Annotated in this window: 17 protein-coding genes; 7 read left to right on the forward strand and 10 right to left on the reverse strand. The window is 71.4% G+C overall.

The genetic code is table 11. The features are described 5' to 3' along the window. Window positions 1–22: 22 nt before the first annotated feature. From ACUP6Y_RS12470 to ACUP6Y_RS12485, 4 genes are read right to left on the reverse strand one after another with little or no spacing between them, the layout of a single operon-like run. The gene (locus tag ACUP6Y_RS12470; protein ID WP_462551034.1) at window positions 23–676 is read right to left on the reverse strand and encodes an SDR family oxidoreductase; all 654 of its coding nucleotides are present in this window, start codon (window positions 674–676) and stop codon (window positions 23–25) included. A 26-nt stretch (window positions 677–702) separates the two neighbouring features. Then, a complete protein-coding gene (locus ACUP6Y_RS12475; protein ID WP_462551035.1) occupies window positions 703–1,629 on the reverse strand; it encodes a hypothetical protein in 927 nt (308 codons plus the stop codon). Window positions 1,630–1,666: 37 nt separating this feature from the next. Beyond that, window positions 1,667–2,773 carry an NAD(P)H-dependent flavin oxidoreductase gene (locus ACUP6Y_RS12480; protein WP_462551036.1) on the reverse strand — a complete coding sequence of 369 codons (1,107 nt, stop codon included), beginning with the start codon at window positions 2,771–2,773 and terminating at the stop codon, window positions 1,667–1,669. After that, window positions 2,773–4,407: an acyl-CoA synthetase gene (locus tag ACUP6Y_RS12485; RefSeq protein ID WP_462551037.1), complete on the reverse strand. Its 1,635-nt coding sequence runs from the start codon at window positions 4,405–4,407 to the stop codon at window positions 2,773–2,775. The genes ACUP6Y_RS12480 and ACUP6Y_RS12485 overlap by 1 nt, the downstream gene beginning before the upstream one ends. A 46-nt stretch (window positions 4,408–4,453) precedes the next feature. On the opposite strand from ACUP6Y_RS12485, the gene ACUP6Y_RS12490 reads away from it, so the two are divergent. Then, entirely contained in the window at window positions 4,454–5,236 is a 783-nt protein-coding gene (locus tag ACUP6Y_RS12490) for a crotonase/enoyl-CoA hydratase family protein (RefSeq protein WP_462551038.1), read from the forward strand. Window positions 5,237–5,333: 97 nt separating this feature from the next. Here ACUP6Y_RS12490 and ACUP6Y_RS12495 read toward each other — a convergent pair whose 3' ends face one another. The 3 genes from ACUP6Y_RS12495 to fadD8 form a co-directional block, all read right to left on the reverse strand. Further along, the gene (locus tag ACUP6Y_RS12495; RefSeq protein ID WP_462551039.1) at window positions 5,334–6,626 is read right to left on the reverse strand and encodes an ISL3 family transposase; all 1,293 of its coding nucleotides are present in this window, start codon (window positions 6,624–6,626) and stop codon (window positions 5,334–5,336) included. Window positions 6,627–6,821: 195 nt separating this feature from the next. Then, window positions 6,822–7,439, reverse strand: a complete 618-nt coding sequence (locus ACUP6Y_RS12500) for an HAD family hydrolase (protein WP_462551041.1) — start codon at window positions 7,437–7,439, stop codon at window positions 6,822–6,824. A 25-nt stretch (window positions 7,440–7,464) separates the two neighbouring features. Beyond that, on the reverse strand, window positions 7,465–9,063 hold the full coding sequence (gene fadD8 / locus ACUP6Y_RS12505) for a fatty-acid--CoA ligase FadD8 (RefSeq protein WP_462551042.1): 1,599 nt from the start codon (window positions 9,061–9,063) through the stop codon (window positions 7,465–7,467). 112 nt (window positions 9,064–9,175) lie between these two features. Between fadD8 and ACUP6Y_RS12510 the strand changes: the two genes are divergently transcribed. Continuing rightward, window positions 9,176–9,646, forward strand: a complete 471-nt coding sequence (locus ACUP6Y_RS12510; protein WP_462551043.1) for a YqeB family protein — start codon at window positions 9,176–9,178, stop codon at window positions 9,644–9,646. A 9-nt stretch (window positions 9,647–9,655) separates the two neighbouring features. On the opposite strand, the gene ACUP6Y_RS12515 is transcribed toward ACUP6Y_RS12510, so the two are convergent. Further along, window positions 9,656–10,042: a hypothetical protein gene (locus tag ACUP6Y_RS12515; protein WP_462551044.1), complete on the reverse strand. Its 387-nt coding sequence runs from the start codon at window positions 10,040–10,042 to the stop codon at window positions 9,656–9,658. A gap of 77 nt (window positions 10,043–10,119) precedes the next feature. Next, a complete protein-coding gene (locus ACUP6Y_RS12520) occupies window positions 10,120–11,163 on the reverse strand; it encodes an LLM class F420-dependent oxidoreductase (protein WP_462551045.1) in 1,044 nt (347 codons plus the stop codon). 80 nt (window positions 11,164–11,243) lie between these two features. Here ACUP6Y_RS12520 and ACUP6Y_RS12525 point away from each other — a divergent pair, with 80 nt between their 5' ends. From ACUP6Y_RS12525 to map, 5 genes are read left to right on the forward strand one after another with little or no spacing between them, the layout of a single operon-like run. Then, window positions 11,244–12,194 (forward strand): Zn-ribbon domain-containing OB-fold protein, encoded by a 951-nt coding sequence (locus ACUP6Y_RS12525; protein WP_462551046.1) that lies wholly within the window; start codon window positions 11,244–11,246, stop codon window positions 12,192–12,194. 18 nt (window positions 12,195–12,212) lie between these two features. Continuing rightward, window positions 12,213–13,280 (forward strand): thiolase domain-containing protein, encoded by a 1,068-nt coding sequence (locus tag ACUP6Y_RS12530; RefSeq protein WP_462551047.1) that lies wholly within the window; start codon window positions 12,213–12,215, stop codon window positions 13,278–13,280. After that, window positions 13,280–14,443, forward strand: coding sequence for a thiolase domain-containing protein (locus ACUP6Y_RS12535; RefSeq protein WP_462551048.1), 1,164 nt, complete (start codon window positions 13,280–13,282; stop codon window positions 14,441–14,443). The genes ACUP6Y_RS12530 and ACUP6Y_RS12535 overlap by 1 nt, the downstream gene beginning before the upstream one ends. 37 nt (window positions 14,444–14,480) lie before the next feature. Next, the gene (locus ACUP6Y_RS12540; protein WP_462551049.1) at window positions 14,481–15,164 is read left to right on the forward strand and encodes a hypothetical protein; all 684 of its coding nucleotides are present in this window, start codon (window positions 14,481–14,483) and stop codon (window positions 15,162–15,164) included. A 10-nt stretch (window positions 15,165–15,174) separates the two neighbouring features. After that, window positions 15,175–15,942: a type I methionyl aminopeptidase gene (gene map, locus ACUP6Y_RS12545; protein WP_462551050.1), complete on the forward strand. Its 768-nt coding sequence runs from the start codon at window positions 15,175–15,177 to the stop codon at window positions 15,940–15,942. Between the two features lie 16 nt (window positions 15,943–15,958). On the opposite strand, the gene ACUP6Y_RS12550 is transcribed toward map, so the two are convergent. After that, entirely contained in the window at window positions 15,959–16,111 is a 153-nt protein-coding gene (locus tag ACUP6Y_RS12550; protein WP_462551051.1) for a hypothetical protein, read from the reverse strand. Between the last annotated feature and the right edge of the window lie 80 nt (window positions 16,112–16,191).

Below are 16,191 nucleotides of genomic sequence, written 5' to 3' on the forward strand. Positions count from 1 at the left end.
ATCAGGGCAGCAGCCAGGCTGCTCAGCCCTCGTACGGGATCTCCGTGCGCCAGTCGGCCTCGTCCTGCTCGATCGCCGCCCGCAGCGCCCGCGCGACGTTGTCGGGGGCGAACGGGCCCTCCTTCTTCAGCAGCCCGCGGACGGTGACCGACACCGCCCGGATCCCGTCGCCCTTGAGGCTGGCATCGATGCTGTGGACCAGGTTCTGCACGCCCGCCTTCTGCACGCCCAGCGAGGCGGCGCCGAACCAGGGCGAGTCGGCCGCCATGCTGCCGGTGACGGTCAACCGGCCGCCGGGGCCGAGGAACGGGCGGGCCGCCTGCAGCACCGAGAGCAGCGCGCCGACGCCGAGCCGCACGTCCTCGAGCAGCTCGTCGGGAGTCAGGCTGAGCGGGTCCTTCTCGCGGTAGGCCGAGGGGTTGAAGTGGACGACGTCGAGGTGGCCGACGTACTCGCCCAGGCGGGTCACGGCGGCCCGGGTGGCGACGTCGTCGGTGAGGTCGACGACGGTGGAGCCGGCCACGGCGCCCGCCGCCTCGACATCGGCGCGCAGCGCGGCGAGGATGTCGTCGTCGGCGCCGAGCAGACCCACCGAGCCGCCCTCCGCGGCGTAGAGGCGGGCGAGCGATCCGCTCACCCCGGGTCCGGCTCCGGCGATCAGCACGTTGCGAGTCATGGGACCAAACCTACGGCTCACCAGCCTCAGCCGAGCGAGCCCACCCCCGAGCCGACCGTGGGGTCGACGACGAAGCTCGGTCGCGGCCCTCGCCGCCGACCGGGCTCCAGCACGCCGATGCGCCGACCGACCCGCATCGCGGCCACCTTGGCCGCCGGGACCAGGCCCTGCTCCCGGGCCGACCGCGGCACGCGGCCCAACCGGCTGCGCAGGTAGTAGTTGGCCGTCCACAGGTGCTCGCGGCGCACCGAGCCGGCCGTCCAGTGCTCGGTGGACAGCGAGACGTTCATCCCGCCGACGTTCTCGACCCGGTGGGGGCTGTTCTGCGGCCACCAGGCGACCTGTCCGGGCGCGAGGTCGAGGACGGCCGCCTGCTCGTCGTACCCGAGGTCGAAGGGCAGCTCCTCCTCGGTCTCGCCGGCGACCAGCCGCTCGAGGTTCTCGTCGCTGACGAAGCGCTGGGCCCGCGGGTAGACATAGGCGCGCTTGCGCCCGCGCAGGTGCCACAGCAGGTTCGGCTGGTTGTCGGCGTGGTAGTAGACCATCGCGGTCGGCGACGACAGGAGCAGCGTCGCCGAGGTGCGGATCGGGGTGAAGCCGGGCACGAGCGCGCGGATCTCGGCGTACAGCCGATCGACCAGGCGGGCGATCTCGGGGTCGTGGCGGTCGACGCCGACCAGGTTGAGCCACAGGTGGCCGCGGGCGACGACCTCGAGGAGGTCCTGGCCGGGCAGGTCGGTCTCGGCGCCGCGGCGCCACTCCTGCGGCCGGGCCGGGTCGTCGCCCATCGTGTACGGATGGACGACCGACCGCGGCAGCCGGTCCAGCAGGTCGGCCAGGGCGTCATCGGTGAACGCCGGCTGCTCGTGCAGCCGGTGCGTGGCCAGGTGCGGACGAGCGCCGAACGCGGCGATGTCGTCGAAGGCCCAGGGCAGCAGGGAGGAGTCGGTCACGCCATACTGGTGCGTCCGGCGTGACCAAAAGATCCGGTCAGATCCCGGCGATCCCGTCCAGCCTCTTCACGGTCGCCTCGAATTCCGCGACCAGGTCGGCCACCACCTCGGCGACCGGGCGCACCTCGTTCATCCGCCCGACGATCTGGCCGATCGGCATCGAGATCACGTCGGGGTCGCCGGAGGCGTTGATCCGGTTGTGGGCGTCGGCGACGAGCAGGTTCTGCAGCGGCATCGGCAGGGGCGCCGGCGCGTCCTCGGACGACCAGGCCTCGGTCCACCTCGTCTTGAGCAGCCGCGCCGGCTTGCCGGTGTAGATCCGGGTGCGCACGGTGTCGGACGAGGTGGCGCGCAGGAAGGCGGTCTCCCAGCCCCTGTTGCCGGCGAGATTGCGGTACTCCTCGGTGCCGAGCCAGATCGAGCCGGTCCACACGCCCTGGGCGCCGAGCGCGAGCGACGCGGCGATCTGGCGGCCCGACCCGATGCCGCCGGCACCGAGGACGGGCACGTCGGGTCCCACCGCGTCGACGATGTCGGGGGTCAGCACCATGCTGGCGATCTCTCCGGTGTGGCCGCCGGCCTCGTAGCCCTGCGCGATGATGATGTCGACCCCGTTGGCGACGTGGCTCAGGGCGTGCTTCGGGGCACCGGCCAGGGCAGCGACCTTGAGGCCCGCGTCGTGGCACTGCGCGATGACGTCCACCGGCGGCGACCCGAGGGCGTTGGCGATCAGCACCGGACGATGCTGCAGCGCGACGTCCACGTGGGAGCGCGCCACCGAGTGCAGCCAGCCGAGGACGCCCTCGCGGCCCTCGCCCTCCGGCAGCGGCGGGACGCCGAGCTCGAGCAGCGTCTTGTCGACGAACGCCTTGTGCCCCTCGGGGATGTACGACGACAGGTCGGCCGAGCTGCCCTCGGTGGGGATCTTCATCGGCATGACCACGTCGACGCCGTACGGCCGGCCGTCGGTGTTCTCGTCCATCCACGTGAGCACCCGGTCGAGCTCGTCGGTGCCGTTGAACCGGACGCAGCCCAGCACGCCCAGGCCGCCGGCGCGCGACACGGCGGCCGCGACGTGCTCGGAGGGGGTGAAGGCGAAGATCGGGTACTCGATGCCGAAGGCATCGCACAGGGCGGTGTGCATCAGGCGCTCACTCCCTCGCTCCGGTCGCGCGAGGCGAGCGCGAGCTCCTTGGCCCGCGGGTACTGCGCCTTGCCCGTCGCGTTGCGCGGGATCTCCTCGACGATCGTCAGTGCCCGGGGCAGCTTGTAGCCCGACAGGTGGGCGCGCAGGAAGGTGCGCAGCTCCTCCAGCTCGAGCTCGTGGCCAGGGCGCGGCTCGACGACGGCGGCCACGCTCTGGCCGTAGGTGTCGTCGGGCAGGCCGACCACCAGCACGTCGTAGACGCCCGGGTGGGCCTTGATCGCCTGCTCGACCTCCTCCGGGTAGACCTTCTCGCCGCCGGTGTTGATGCAGTTGGAGCCGCGGCCGAGCAGGGTGATCCGGTTGCCCTCCTCGATCCGGGCGTTGTCGCCGGGGATCGAGTAGCGCACGCCGCCGATCTCGACGAAGGTCCTCGCCGACTTCTCGGGATCCTTGTAGTAGCCGACCGGCACGTTGCCCGACCGGGCGGTGCGGCCGATCTTCCCGATGTCCGTGGCGGGGTCGAGGATCTCGTTGTCGTCGCCGATGATCACCGTCGTCGGCGGCAGCGAGATGACCGGGCCGTCGGTGGACAGCGCGCTCGCGTCCTGCAGGCCGGTGCCCTGGAAGCCGGTCTCCGAGGAGCCGACCGAGTCGGTGAAGACGGCGTTCGGGAAGTGCTTCATCCAGCGCTCCTTGACCGACTTGGAGAAGATCGCGGCACTGGAGGCGATGGCGAACAGGGTCTGGCCGTCGTACCCACCGGCCTCGTAGGCGTCGATGAGCGGCACCGCCATCGCGTCGCCGGTCATGAACAGCATCTGCACGCCGTGCTGGTCGACCAGGTCCCAGGTGCGCACCGGGTCGAACCTCGGCTCGAGGATGGTGACCTGGCCGGCGAACAGGTGCATGAGCAGCGAGGCCTGCGCGCCGCCGTGCATCAGCGGGCTCAGCGGCAGCGTGACGAGGCTGTCCTGCAGCGCCTTCTTGGACTGGTCGTACTCCTCGAGCGGCTCGGAGGTCATGAAGTCGATGCCGCCGCCGAGCACCCGCCAGAAGTCCTCATGGCGCCACATGACGCCCTTCGGGAAGCCGGTGGTGCCGCCGGTGTAGATGATGTGGATGTCGTCGGGGCTGCGCTCGCCGAAGTCGCGGGCGTCCGACTGGCCGGCCAGCGCCTCCTCGAGCGTGACCCCGCCGTACGACGCGATGTCGCTCGCGTCGCCGGGCTCCAGCGGGTTCGGCACGGCGATGACGGCCTTCATCGTGGCGACCTTGGGCAGCACCTCCGCGACCAGCGGCGCGTAGACGCGGTCGTGGACCAGGCCGACCAGGTCGGCGTTGTCGAAGAGGTACTCCAGCTCGCCGGCGACGTAGCGGTAGTTGACGTTGATCGCGACCGCGCGGACCTTGAGGATCGCGATCAGCGCGATGACGTGCTCGATGCTGTTCTTCGCGTAGAGCCCGACGTGGTCGCCGGTCCCGATGCCCTGCGCCTGCAGGTAGTGGGCCAGCCGGTTGGACTCGGCCTCCAGCTCGGCGAAGGAGATGACGTCGTCGCCCACCTGGACGGCGGGCTTGTCGGGAACGGCGTCGACGGCGTGTTCGAAGAGATCGGCGATGTTCAGGGCCACGACGCGAGACTAGAACACGTTTCACTTTTTCGCTAGCGTTGTTCACATGACCGATTGCCTCGTCGAGCAGGACGGCCACAAGCTGGTCGTCACCATGAACCGCCCCGAGCGCCGCAACGCGCTGTCGGGCGAGATGCTGCGGATCATGGAGGCCGCCTGGGACCGGGTCAACGAGGACCCGGAGATCCGGGTCTGCATCCTCACCGGCGCCGGCGGCTACTTCTGCGCCGGCATGGACCTCAAGGCCGCCGACGACACGCCCCCGTCGGAGAGCTTCGAGTCCGGCGCCTACGACCCGACCACGATCAAGGGCCTGCTCAAGGGCTTCCGGCTCACCAAGCCATTGATCGCGGCGGTCGAGGGCCCGGCCATCGCCGGCGGCACCGAGATCCTGCAGGGCACCGACATCCGGGTCGCCGGGGAGTCGGCGAGGTTCGGTGTCGCCGAGGCCCGCTGGTCGCTGTACCCGCTCGGCGGGTCCGCCGTCCGGCTCCCCCGCCAGATCCCCTACACGGTGGCGGCCGAGCTGCTGCTCACCGGCCGCACCCTGGGCGCCCCGGAGGCCAAGGAGCTGGGCCTGATCGGCCACGTGGTCCCCGACGGCGCGGCGCTCGCGAAGGCGCACGAGATCGCCGACAAGGTCGCCGCCAACGGCCCGCTCGCCGTCCAGGCGATCTTGAAGACCATGCGCGACTCGGAGGGCCGGCACGAGGAGGACTGCTGGGCCGACGACGCCCGGATCGGCGCCGCGGTGTTCTCGTCCGAGGACGCCAAGGAGGGCCCCCGGGCGTTCCTGGAGAAGCGGGCGCCGCGGTTCCAGGGGCGCTGAGGTCGGCGAACAAGCCCCAAGGGCCACCTGAACGGGCGTCGGCTCTGGCCTCAGCGCCAGACGCCACTTTTTCAGGCCCTCCTGACTGATCCGTGGGTCAGATCCGACCGGGGAGGGCTGGCTTGTGGCCTCCGAGGTTGAGCATCGCCAAGGCGATGAGTGCTCCAGGTGAGGCGAACCCGAAGGCCATGCGGGTGATGAGCCGGATCTTGGTGTTGACCGACTCGATCAGGCCGTTGGACAGTCCGTGCTCGATCGCGGCGAGGATCGCGGCCTTCTGATCGATGACGGTGCGTTGGAGCTTGACGAAGATCGGGATGCGGGATCGACGGGCCCAGCCGATCCAGGCATCGAGGGCAGCCGGCGCCTCGTCCGGCGGGAGCTGGAACACCAACCTGAGCGCTTCCTTGAGGAGGTAGGCGCGGTGCAGCCTGGGCTCGGCCTTGGCGATCCAGGCGAGCTTGGCCCGCTGCCGGGTGGTGAGGTTCTCGGGGTTCTTCCACAACGCGAACCGGGAGTCCTTGACCGCCTTGGCGTGGCCGGTGGCCTGCACGTCCTTGCCGTGGGCGCGGCGGGCACGGTGAGCGCGGACGTCGCCGCGAGCAGCGTTCCAGGCCTCGCGGCGGACCTCGTCGAGGGCATCGGTGGCCCACTTCACGACGTGGAACGGGTCCGCGCAGCGCACGGCGTTCGGACATCGTTCGGCGACGACCTGGGCGATCCAGCTCGCCCCGTCGGCGGAGACGTGGGTGATCTCAGCGCAGCGACCTTCGCCGGAAGCCTCCAGCGCGTCGAAGAACGTGCGCAGGGTGGCCTGGTCCTTCCCCGGCGCGGCCCACACCAGCCGGCCGGTGTCATGGCAGACCACCACGGTGAGGTACTTATGGCCGCGCTTGTAGGAGATCTCGTCGATCCCGATCCGACGCAGCCCGGCGAACAGGTCGACCTCTGCCGACGCATCGGCCCACACCCGGTCCACGATCGAGCCGACGGTGCGCCACGCGACCCGCATCAACTCGACCACCGCGGTCTTGGAGCACCTGGTCGCCAGCCACGCCGCCTGTTGGTCGAAGGCACGGGTATGTCCCGCGCCGTGACGAGCCCACGGGACAGCCCGGACCGTGGGGCCGTGTGTGCGGCAGTTAACCCGCGGCGCATCGGCCTCGAGCCACACTCGGATCGTGCCCAGGTCGAGCGCCCGCCAGCGCCGGCGACCCTCGCCGCGGTCGTACCAGGGCGAACGGCGACCGCACCGTCCGCATCTGCCTGCTGACCGCCGGGTGGGCCGCACCGCGGCCACCACGACGCCCTCGTCCTCATCGAACTCGATGCTCTCGATGACCGTCTTCTCGACCCCCAGAAGGGCGCGCCATAGGCTGGCGTTCCGCACGCCGTTCTCCGCTCAGTGGTTCCTGTTCTTCGACAGCTCAGAAACCTAGGCAGGGAACGGCGTGTTCAGTTCTCAGGCGCGCTCAAACCACCCACGGAAGAGTCAGGAGAGCCCTTTTTCAGCGGAACCCCCCAGCCCGGAGCTGCTCAAGGGCGATGGTGTCCACTTCTTCTCAGAAACCTGCTGGCCCGATCCTCAACCGCGCGTGGCCACGTGGGCGTCGAGCCAGGCCGGGAAATCCTCGAGCCCCGGCAAGACGGCGTCCGTGCCGGCGGCGCGCAGCTCCTCGGCCGTGCTCCCGCCGGTGAGCACCGAGACGCTGGTGACACCGGCGGCCCGCGCGCCCTCGACGTCGTGGACGTGGTCGCCGACGTAGATCGACGCGCCCTCGCGGCGCAGCGCGTCGGCCTTGCCGACGCCCCACACCCAGCCCTCGAGCAGGTCGACGTCGAGGCCGGTGTGGTCGAGGTGCAGCTGCGCGTTGGCGGGGTACTTCCCGGTCACGACGACCACCCGCCCGCCGTGCCGACGTACGGCGGCCAGGGCGTCGTGCGCGCCCGGCAGCACCGGCACGCTGGTGATCGCGTGCTCCGGGTAGAGCGCCCGGAACCGGTCGCCGGCGGCCGGGATCGCCTCGGCCGGCAGGTACGGCGCGAGCAGCAGGTCGAGCGGTGGGCCCAGCCGGGCCACCAGCTCGTCGACCGGGAACTCCACGCCCAGCTCGGCGCCGAGCGCGAGGAGCACGTCACGGAAACCGGGCGCGGTGTCGATGAGGGTCAGGTCGAGGTCGAACCCGACGACGAGATCCGGCACGCGCCCACCCTAGGCCAGCCGCGGGTCAGCCGACCGAGCGCTCCCCCGTCCAGAACCGCGCGCGGAGCGCCTTCTTGTCCGGCTTGCCGAGCGCAGTGAGCGGCAGCGCGTCGACGGCGAGCACGTCCTTCGGCGCCTGCACCGAGCCCTTGCGCTCCTTGACCGCGTCCTTGATCTCGGCGACCACCTCGTCGGTCAGCTCGAAGCCCTCGCGCAGCACCACCACCGCGGTCACCGCCTCGCCGAACTTCTCGTGCGGGGTGCCGATCACGCCCACCTGGGCGATCGCGGGGTGCTCGGCGATGACGTCCTCCACCTCACGTGGGAAGACGTTGAAGCCGCCGGTGACGATCATGTCCTTGGTGCGGTCGACGATGTACCAGAAGCCGTCCTCGTCCTCCCGCGCGACGTCGCCGGTGTGCATCCAGCCGTCGCGGAAGGTCTCGGCGGTGGCCTCGGGCAGCTGCCAGTAGCCCGCTGAGAGCAGTGGACCGGCCACGCAGATCTCGCCCGGCTCACCCGGCGCAACGGGATCGCCGGCCTCGTCGAGCAGCGCCGCGCGCAGGTACGCCGACGGCCGGCCGCAGGAGGTGAGCCGGGACTCGACGGGCGCACCCGAGGAGTCGACGTGGTCGCCCTTCGGGAAGTAGCTGATCACCATCGGCGCCTCGGACTGCCCGTAGTACTGGGCGAAGATCGGGCCGAACCGCTCGATGGCCTCCTTGAGCCGGACCGGGTTGATCGCGGACGCGCCGTAGTAGACGGTCTCGAGCGAGGACAGGTCGCGGGTGCGCGAGTCGGGGTGGTCCAGCAGCGCGTAGAGCATCGTCGGCACGAGCATCAGGGAGTTGATCCGCTTCTCCTCGATCGTCCGGAGCACCTCGGCCGGGTCGAACCGGGAGGAGACGAACAGGGTGCCGCCCTTGAGCACCACCGGGACGAAGAAGGCCGCGCCGGCGTGCGAGAGTGGCGTGCACATGAGGAAGCGCGGCTCCTCGGGCCACTCCCACTCCGCCATCTGGATCTGCGCCATCGTCGAGAAGGCGCGCACGGTGCCGATCACGCCCTTGGGCTTGCCGGTCGTGCCGCCGGTGTAGGTGATCGAGGTGATGTGGTCGGGCTCGAGCAGTGCGGCCTGCAGCGGCTGCGGCGCGAAGGTCGCGGCGACCTCGGTCAGGTCGGTGCCGACCTCGGCGAGCTCCTCAGGCACCGGTCCGATCGTCAGCACCTGCTTGAGGCCCGGGCACGTGCCGAGCAGTTCGACGGCACGGCCGGCGAAGTAGGGGTCGACGACGAGCGTGGTGATCCCCGCGTCGTTGATGACGTAGGCGTGGTCGTCGGCCGAGCCGAGCGGGTGCAGCGAGGTGCGCTGGAAGCCCTGGGTCTGCCCCGCGCCGAGGACGAAGAGCACCTCGGGCCGGTTGAGCGCGAGCAGCGCGCCCGGCGTGCCACGGCCGGCGCCGAGGGACTCGAAGGCCTGGATGTACTGCGAGATCCGCTCCGCCGTCTCGCTGCCGGTCAGCGTCACGTCGCCGAGGTGCATGATCGGGCGGTTCGCGTGCCGCTTGAGGGCCGCGACCATCAGGTGGCCGTTGTGGGCAGGAGTGCGGAGCGTGTCGGTCACCCCTGCACACTAGAACGTGTTCTATTCGGTGGGCAAGGACCCCTACCTTGGTCGTGGTCGCCTCCTGCTCGCGACCGATGCGCCGCCTACGCGCCCGGCCTACCGTCGCCCCATGGCGTACGACGACCTGGGCTCCACCCGCGAGGACAAGATCTGGACCTACCTGATCTTCGCCGCCGGCGGGATCCTGCTCCTCACCCTCGGCCCGCTGGTCATGCGCTGGCTCGCCGACGTGCCGTTCGTGCCGTTCAAGGAGCCACTGCGCTGGGTCGGCGACTTCGACGACCCGTGGGCCTGGGCGGCGCGGCCCGCGCTGGGCCTGGCGGCCGGCCTGGTCGTGGCCTTCCTGGTGCTCGTCGACGAGTGGCGACTCGAGGTCCATGACGACGCCGTGGTGGTCGTCCACGACCAGGACCGGCGCCGCCTGGCCCGGGAGGCGGTCGTCGGCGTCCACCTGGACGGCAAGAAGGTGGTCATCGACGGCACCGGCGGGCGCCGGCTCTTCGACAAGCCGGTCGAGGCCGAGCGCGACGTCGTCAAGGCGGCGTTCGCCTCGCGGGGCTACCCACTCGAGTCGGAGTAGGCGTCCGGCTCAGCCGGCCCGCCGCTCGATCGGCGCGACCAGCGGCCGCACCCCACCGAGCCGACGGTGGAACCGGACCTGCTCGGCGTGGGCGTCGAGCAGGTCCCACAGCGCGCGGTGCGCGGCCCACGGCAGCGGGTCGTCCCCACTCGCCCAGCGCTCACCGAAGCTGATCCACACCGGCGTCCACGCCGCCGCGCAGTCCCACGCCCCGCGCTGCGCCTCGACCAGCCGCCGACGCACCTGGAACTCCGTGCGCGGCCCGTCGACGCAGATCGGCGCCGTGCGCACCGGCCACACCCACAGGTCGAGCTCGACCAGCTCCAGCTCGAGGTCCGGCAGCAGGGCAGGATCGACCAGCACCGTGGCGACGTTCTCGTGCGGCTCGCGCCTCATGCGACAGGACGGTAGCCCGCGCCGCCGACAACGGCCAGGGATGGTTCCGGGCTCAGCCCGAATCCACTGATCCGGAATCAGGCCAGCAGCTCGGCGATCCCGCGGACCTCCGCAGCGCTGCGGCACGACAGCAGCAGCGTGGTGACCCCGGTCTCCTCCCACTGCGCGACCCGCTCCTTCACCTCACCGGGCGTGCCGATGATGTGCATGTCGTCGACCAGCTCGTCGGGGATCAGCGCGGTGGCCTTGTCCTTCTCACCGGACAGGTACAGCTCCTGCACCTCGTCGGCCAGCTCGCCGTACCCCATCCGCGTGAAGACCTGGTGGTGGAAGTTCTGCTCCTTGGCGCCCATCCCGCCCATGTAGAGCGACACGAACGGCTTCATCGCGTCGACGACCGCCTGCTTCCCCGCGGCGTCCTCGACGATCTGCAGGTGGCAGGTGGCGGCGATCTCGAAGTCCGCCCGGGTACGACGCGCGCCCGGTCGCGCGAAGCCCTCGTCGAGCCACGGCTGGTACATCCCCGCACTCGCGGGCGTGTAGAAGATCGGGATCCAGCCGTCGGCGATCTCGGCGGTCTGCGCGACGTTCTTGGGGCCTTCGGCGCCCAGCCAGATCGGCAGGTCGGCGCGCAGCGGGTGGACGATCGGCTTGAGCGGCTTGCCGAGGCCGACCGCGCCGGGGCCGGCGTACGGCAACGGGTGGTGGGGGCCGGCGTTGGTCACCGGAGCCTCGCGGGCCAGGACCTGGCGGATGATCGAGACCACCTCGCGGGTCCGGGCCAGCGGCTTGGAGAACGGGACGCCGTACCAGCCCTCGACCACCTGCGGGCCGCTGACGCCCATGCCGAGGATCACCCGGCCACCGGTGAGGTGGTCGAGGGTGAGGGCGTGCATGGCGATCGAGGTCGGGGTGCGGCCCGACATCTGCACGATCGAGGTGCCGAGGCGGACCCGGGAGGTCTCGCGGCCCCACCAGGCCAGCGGGGTGAACGCGTCGCTCCCCCAGGCCTCGGCGGTGAAGATCGCGTCGAAGCCCGCGTCCTCCGCCGCGGCGACGAGCTCGCCGACGCCCTGCGGCGGTTGCGCGGACCAGTACCCCAGCTGCAAGCCCAGTTTCATGGTCCGCATCATGACGGATCGACCAGATCCATTTCTAGAACGTGTTTCACTTTCTGCCGGAACATGTTTCACTTTGGCTCATGAGTCGCACCCTCTCGGCACCGGTGACGGTGTCCTTCGACTACACCCGATCGGTCGGCCCGGTCCTCGGCCGCTTCCTCACCGGTGTCCGCGACGGGCAGCTCGTCGGCGCCCGGCTCAGCGACGGCCGCGTCGTCGTACCGCCGCCCGAGTTCGACCCGGTCACCCACCGCGCCACCGAGGACTTCGTCGACCTGCCGGACACCGGCACCGTCACCTCCTGGACCTGGGTCAGCGAGCCGGTCGCCGGGCAGCCGTTCGACCGGCCGTTCGCCTTCGCGCTGGTCACCCTCGACGGCGCCGACGCCCCGCTGCTGCACGCCGTCGACGTCGCGAGCCCCGACGAGATCAGCACCGGGATGAAGGTCCGCGCCCGCTGGGCCGCCGAGCGCACCGGCGCGATCACCGACCTGGTCTTCGAGCCCGACACGGGAGCGCCGGTCGCCGCCACCGACAGCGGCGCCACCGGCGAGGTCACCGGCATCGTCACGCCGGTCAGCCTCGACTACACCTACGCCGCCTCCCCCGAGGAGTCGGCGTTCTTCCGCGGTCTCGCCGAGGGCCGGATCGTCGGCCAGCGCTGCCCGAGGTGCCAGAAGGTCTACGTCCCGCCGCGGCCGGCCTGCCCGGTCGACGGCGTGCCGACGGTCGAGGAGATCGAGCTCTCCGACACCGGCACCGTGACCACGTTCTGCATCGTCAACGTGCCCTTCCTGGGGCAGAGGATCACGCCGCCCTACGTCTCGGCGTACATCCTGCTCGACGGCGCGGACATCGCGCTGCAGCACCTGATCCTCGACATCCCGGTCGAGGAGATCCGGATGGGCCTGCGGGTCAAGGCGGTCTGGAAGCCCCGCGAGGAGTGGGGCACGACGATCGAGAACATCAGCCACTTCGCGCCGACCGGCGAGCCCGACGCGGACTTCGACAGCTACAAGCACCACCTCTGAGCGGGCGGAAGGACAACCATGCGTGACGTTGCCGTCGTCGGGTTCGCCCAGCGACAGATGCAGGACTACGACGGGTCGCCGACCTGTGCCGAGCTGCTCGTGCCGATCTTCGGCGAGTGCTACGAGCAGACCGGCTGGACCAAGAAGGACATCGGCTTTTGGTGCTCCGGCTCCTCGGACTACCTGGCCGGCCGGTCGTTCTCCTTCGTGAGCGCGATCGACGCGATCGGCGTGCTCCCGCCGGTCAACGAGTCGCACGTCGAGATGGACGCCGCCTGGGCGCTCTACGAGGCCTGGCTGAAGATCCAGACCGGCGAGGTCGACACCGCGCTGGTGTTCGGCTTCGGCAAGGCCTCGGCCGGCGTGCTGCGTCGTACCCTCAGCCTCCAGCTGGACCCCTACACGCTCACTCCACTGTGGCCCGACACCGTCTCCATCGCGGCGCTGCAGGCCCGCCTCGGCATCGACGCCGGCGCGTGGGACGAGGCCGCGATGGCCGAGGTCGTCAACCGGTCGCTGAGCGACGCCGAGAAGAACGAGTACGCCGTCCGCTCGGGCGGCTCGTCCGTCGCGGACCTGCTCGCCCGGCCGATGTTCGCCGACCCGCTGCGCAAGCACGACGCGTCGCCGGTCACCGACGGCGCGGCCGCGATCGTGCTCGCCGCCGGCGACAAGGCGCGCGAGGTCCGGGAGCGCCCGGCCTGGATCACCGGCCTGGCGCACTACACCGACGGGCTCCACCTCGGCACCCGCGACCTGACCGGCTCGGAGTCGGCGTCCCGCGCCGCCGCGGCGGCCGGCGTCCAGGGCGTCGAGATCGCCGAGCTGCACGCGCCGTTCAGCCACCAGGAGCTGATCCTGCGCCGCGAGCTGGGGCTGGCCGACGACACGCGGATCAACCCCAGTGGCGGCGCGCTCGCGGGGAACCCGATGTTCACCGGCGGGGCGATCCGGATCGGCGAGGCCGCTCGCCGGATCTGGGACGGCACCGCCGACAAGGTGCTCGGCCACGCCACCAGCGGACCGGCGCTGCAGCAGAACCTCGTCTGCGTGATGGCCGCCACCACCGAGAAGGGACAGATCTGATGGGCAAGACCCCCGCAGCCGTGATCGGCGTGGGCCAGACCCACCACCGCGCCAAGCGCGAGGACGTCTCCATGGCGGGCCTGTGTCGCGAGGCCATGGACCGCGCGCTCGCCGACGCCGGGATGACCCTCGACGAGGTCGACGCGATCGTCGTCGGCAAGGCGCCCGACCTGTTCGAGGGCGTGATGATGCCCGAGCTGTACCTCGCCGAGGCGCTCGGCGCGGCCGGCAAGCCGCTGCTGCGCGTCCACACGGCCGGCTCGGTCGGCGGCTCCACCGCCATCGTCGCGGCCTCGCTCGTGCAGTCCGGCGTCCACCGCAAGGTGCTCACCGTGGCCTTCGAGAAGCAGTCGGAGTCCAATGCGATGTGGGCGCTCTCGGTGCCCGTGCCGTTCGTGATGCCCGTCCACGCCGGCGCCGGCGGCTACTTCGCCCCGCACGTGCGCTCCTACATCCGCCGCTCCGGCGCGCCCGCCCACATCGGGGCGATCGTCGCCGCGAAGGACCGCACCAACGCGCTCAAGAACCCCTACGCGCACCTGCACAACGAGGGCACCACCGTCGAGTCGGTCCTGGCGTCGCAGATGCTCTGGGACCCGATCCGGTACGACGAGACCTGCCCCTCCTCCGACGGCGCCTGCGCCCTGGTCATCGCCGCCGAGGACGTCGCCGCCGCCTCCCCGAACCCGGCATGGATCCACGGCACGGCGATGCGTTCGGAGCCCACCACGGCCGCCGAGCGCGACCAGGTCAACCCGCAGGCCGGCCGCGACGCCGCCGCCGCCCTCTGGAAGCAGGCCGGCGTCACCTCGCCGATCGACGAGATCGACGCGGCCGAGATCTACGTGCCGTTCTCCTGGTTCGAGCCGATGTGGCTGGAGAACCTCGGCTTCGCCGCCGAGGGCGAGGGCTGGAGGCTCACCGAGGCCGGCGAGACCGCCATGACCGGCACGATCCCGGTCAACTGCTCCGGCGGCGTCCTCTCCTCCAACCCGATCGGCGCCTCCGGCATGCTCCGCTTCGGCGAGGCCGCCCTCCAGGTCCGCGGCGCGGCGGGCGAGCACCAGGTGGACGGGGCGCGCAAGGCCCTCGGCCACGCGTACGGCGGCGGGTCGCAGTTCTTCGCGATGTGGGTGGTCGGCGCCGACAAGCCGGGCAACTGACGGTTTGCCGGAAGGCGGCGGGGGCTAGGGTCACGGCGTGAGCGCGCCGTACCCACCCCCGACGCCACCGTTCCCACCCCAGCCCCGCCCGGCGACCAACGGCGTGGCGGTCGCGGCGCTGGTGGTCGGGATCATCGCCCTGGTCACCGCGCCGATCCCGCTGGTCAACTTCCTGGGCGCGCTGCTCGCGCTGGTCGGCGCCGGCCTCGGCGTGGCCGGGATGATCCGGGGGCGGCGGGTCGGGCGGCGTACCGGGATGGCGGCCTGGGGGCTCGGGCTCTCGGCGGTCGCGCTCGCGGTCGCGTCGGTGGTCGGGTTCGTGACCCTGCGCTACCTGGGTGACCTGTTCGACACCGTCGACCCGCCCGAGCCGAGCGCGAAGATCGGCGAGCGGTTCCGGACCGACGACGGGGACCTCGAGATCACGGTCACCTCGCTGACCTGCGCCGACGGCGACTGCACCTTCGCCTACGACGCCCGCAACCGCAGCGACCGGACCATCTACCTCGACCACATCCGGGTCAAGGCCGTCGTCGACGGGGCGTGGGTCGACCCGAGCCTCGACGGCGGGCTGAGCCTGGCCGCGGGCGAGTCCGGCACGGGCAGCGGGTCGGTCTACCTGGTCGGCGGTCACCTCGACGGGCTGGCCTTCGACGCCGACGACGCGTCGAGCCACAGCGCGGTCGTCGTCGATGCCGGGGACGCCTCGTCCGGTCAGTAGGCTCGACCCCGTGATCGAGCTGCGCACCCCCACTCAGATCGAGCAGATGCGTCCGGCCGGGCGCTTCGTCGCCTCGGTGATCCAGGCCCTCTCCGAGAAGGCCGCGGTCGGCGTCAACCTGCTCGAGCTCGACGCGCTGGCGCACCAGATGATCAAGGACGCCGGCGCGGAGTCGTGCTACATCGACTACCACCCGTCGTTCGGCGCCAGCCCGTTCGGCAAGGTGCTATGCACCTCGGTCAACGACGCAGTGCTCCACGGCCTGCCCCACGACTACACGCTGCGGGACGGCGACCTGCTCTCGGTCGACTTCGCGGCCTCCGTCGACGGCTGGGTCTCCGACTCCGCACTGTCGGTCGTCGTCGGCGCGGCCCGGGAGGAGGACCTGCGACTGATCGAGGTCACCCAGCAGGCCCTCGACGCCGGCATCGCCGCCGCCCGCGCCGGCAACCGGCTCGGCGACATCTCCGCAGCGATCGGCGACGTCGCCCATGCGGCCGGCCTCAAGGTCAACCTCCAGTTCGGCGGGCACGGCGTCGGCCGGACCATGCACGGCGAGCCGCACGTCGCCAACGACGGCCGCCCCGGACGCGGTCTCAAGCTCCGTCCGGGCCTGGTCATCGCGATCGAGCCGTGGTTCCTGCACACCACCGACGAGATCGTGTTCGACCCCGACGGCTGGACCATCCGCAGCGCCGACGGCTCGCGCGGCGCGCACTCCGAGCACACCGTCGCCATCACGTCGGGCGACCCCCTGGTGCTCACCGCCCGCGACTGAGGCGCGGGCCGGCCACTCAGTGGCTGATGCCCCAGATGAACCCGAAGATGCCGGCAGCCACGCCCAGCCCGACGATCAGCCACAGCGAGATCCAGGCGAGGGAGTGCATCCCGTGCTGGTAGTGGTTCTCGGAGAAACCGGGGAACTGCTCGGCGTTGACGTCGCTCATCGCAACCTCCTGGAGATCGGCCTGCTTGCACCCAGAACGCTACTGCATCCCCGGCGTACGACGCGGCCCGCTCCCGCCGG

The organism is Nocardioides sp. S5-5 (assembly GCF_054954065.1).

Bases quoted from the DNA above. Each gene is read 5' to 3' on its own strand.
- ACUP6Y_RS12470 (WP_462551034.1), bottom strand. From the start codon at position 676: ATGACTCGCAACGTGCTGATCGCCGGAGCCGGACCCGGGGTGAGCGGA.
- ACUP6Y_RS12480 (WP_462551036.1), bottom strand. From the start codon at position 2,773: ATGCACACCGCCCTGTGCGATGCCTTCGGCATCGAGTACCCGATCTTC.
- ACUP6Y_RS12490 (WP_462551038.1), top strand. From the start codon at position 4,454: ATGACCGATTGCCTCGTCGAGCAGGACGGCCACAAGCTGGTCGTCACC.
- ACUP6Y_RS12510 (WP_462551043.1), top strand. From the start codon at position 9,176: ATGGCGTACGACGACCTGGGCTCCACCCGCGAGGACAAGATCTGGACC.
- ACUP6Y_RS12515 (WP_462551044.1), bottom strand. From the start codon at position 10,042: ATGAGGCGCGAGCCGCACGAGAACGTCGCCACGGTGCTGGTCGATCCT.
- ACUP6Y_RS12520 (WP_462551045.1), bottom strand. From the start codon at position 11,163: ATGAAACTGGGCTTGCAGCTGGGGTACTGGTCCGCGCAACCGCCGCAG.
- ACUP6Y_RS12525 (WP_462551046.1), top strand. From the start codon at position 11,244: ATGAGTCGCACCCTCTCGGCACCGGTGACGGTGTCCTTCGACTACACC.
- ACUP6Y_RS12530 (WP_462551047.1), top strand. From the start codon at position 12,213: ATGCGTGACGTTGCCGTCGTCGGGTTCGCCCAGCGACAGATGCAGGAC.
- ACUP6Y_RS12535 (WP_462551048.1), top strand. From the start codon at position 13,280: ATGGGCAAGACCCCCGCAGCCGTGATCGGCGTGGGCCAGACCCACCAC.
- ACUP6Y_RS12550 (WP_462551051.1), bottom strand. From the start codon at position 16,111: ATGAGCGACGTCAACGCCGAGCAGTTCCCCGGTTTCTCCGAGAACCAC.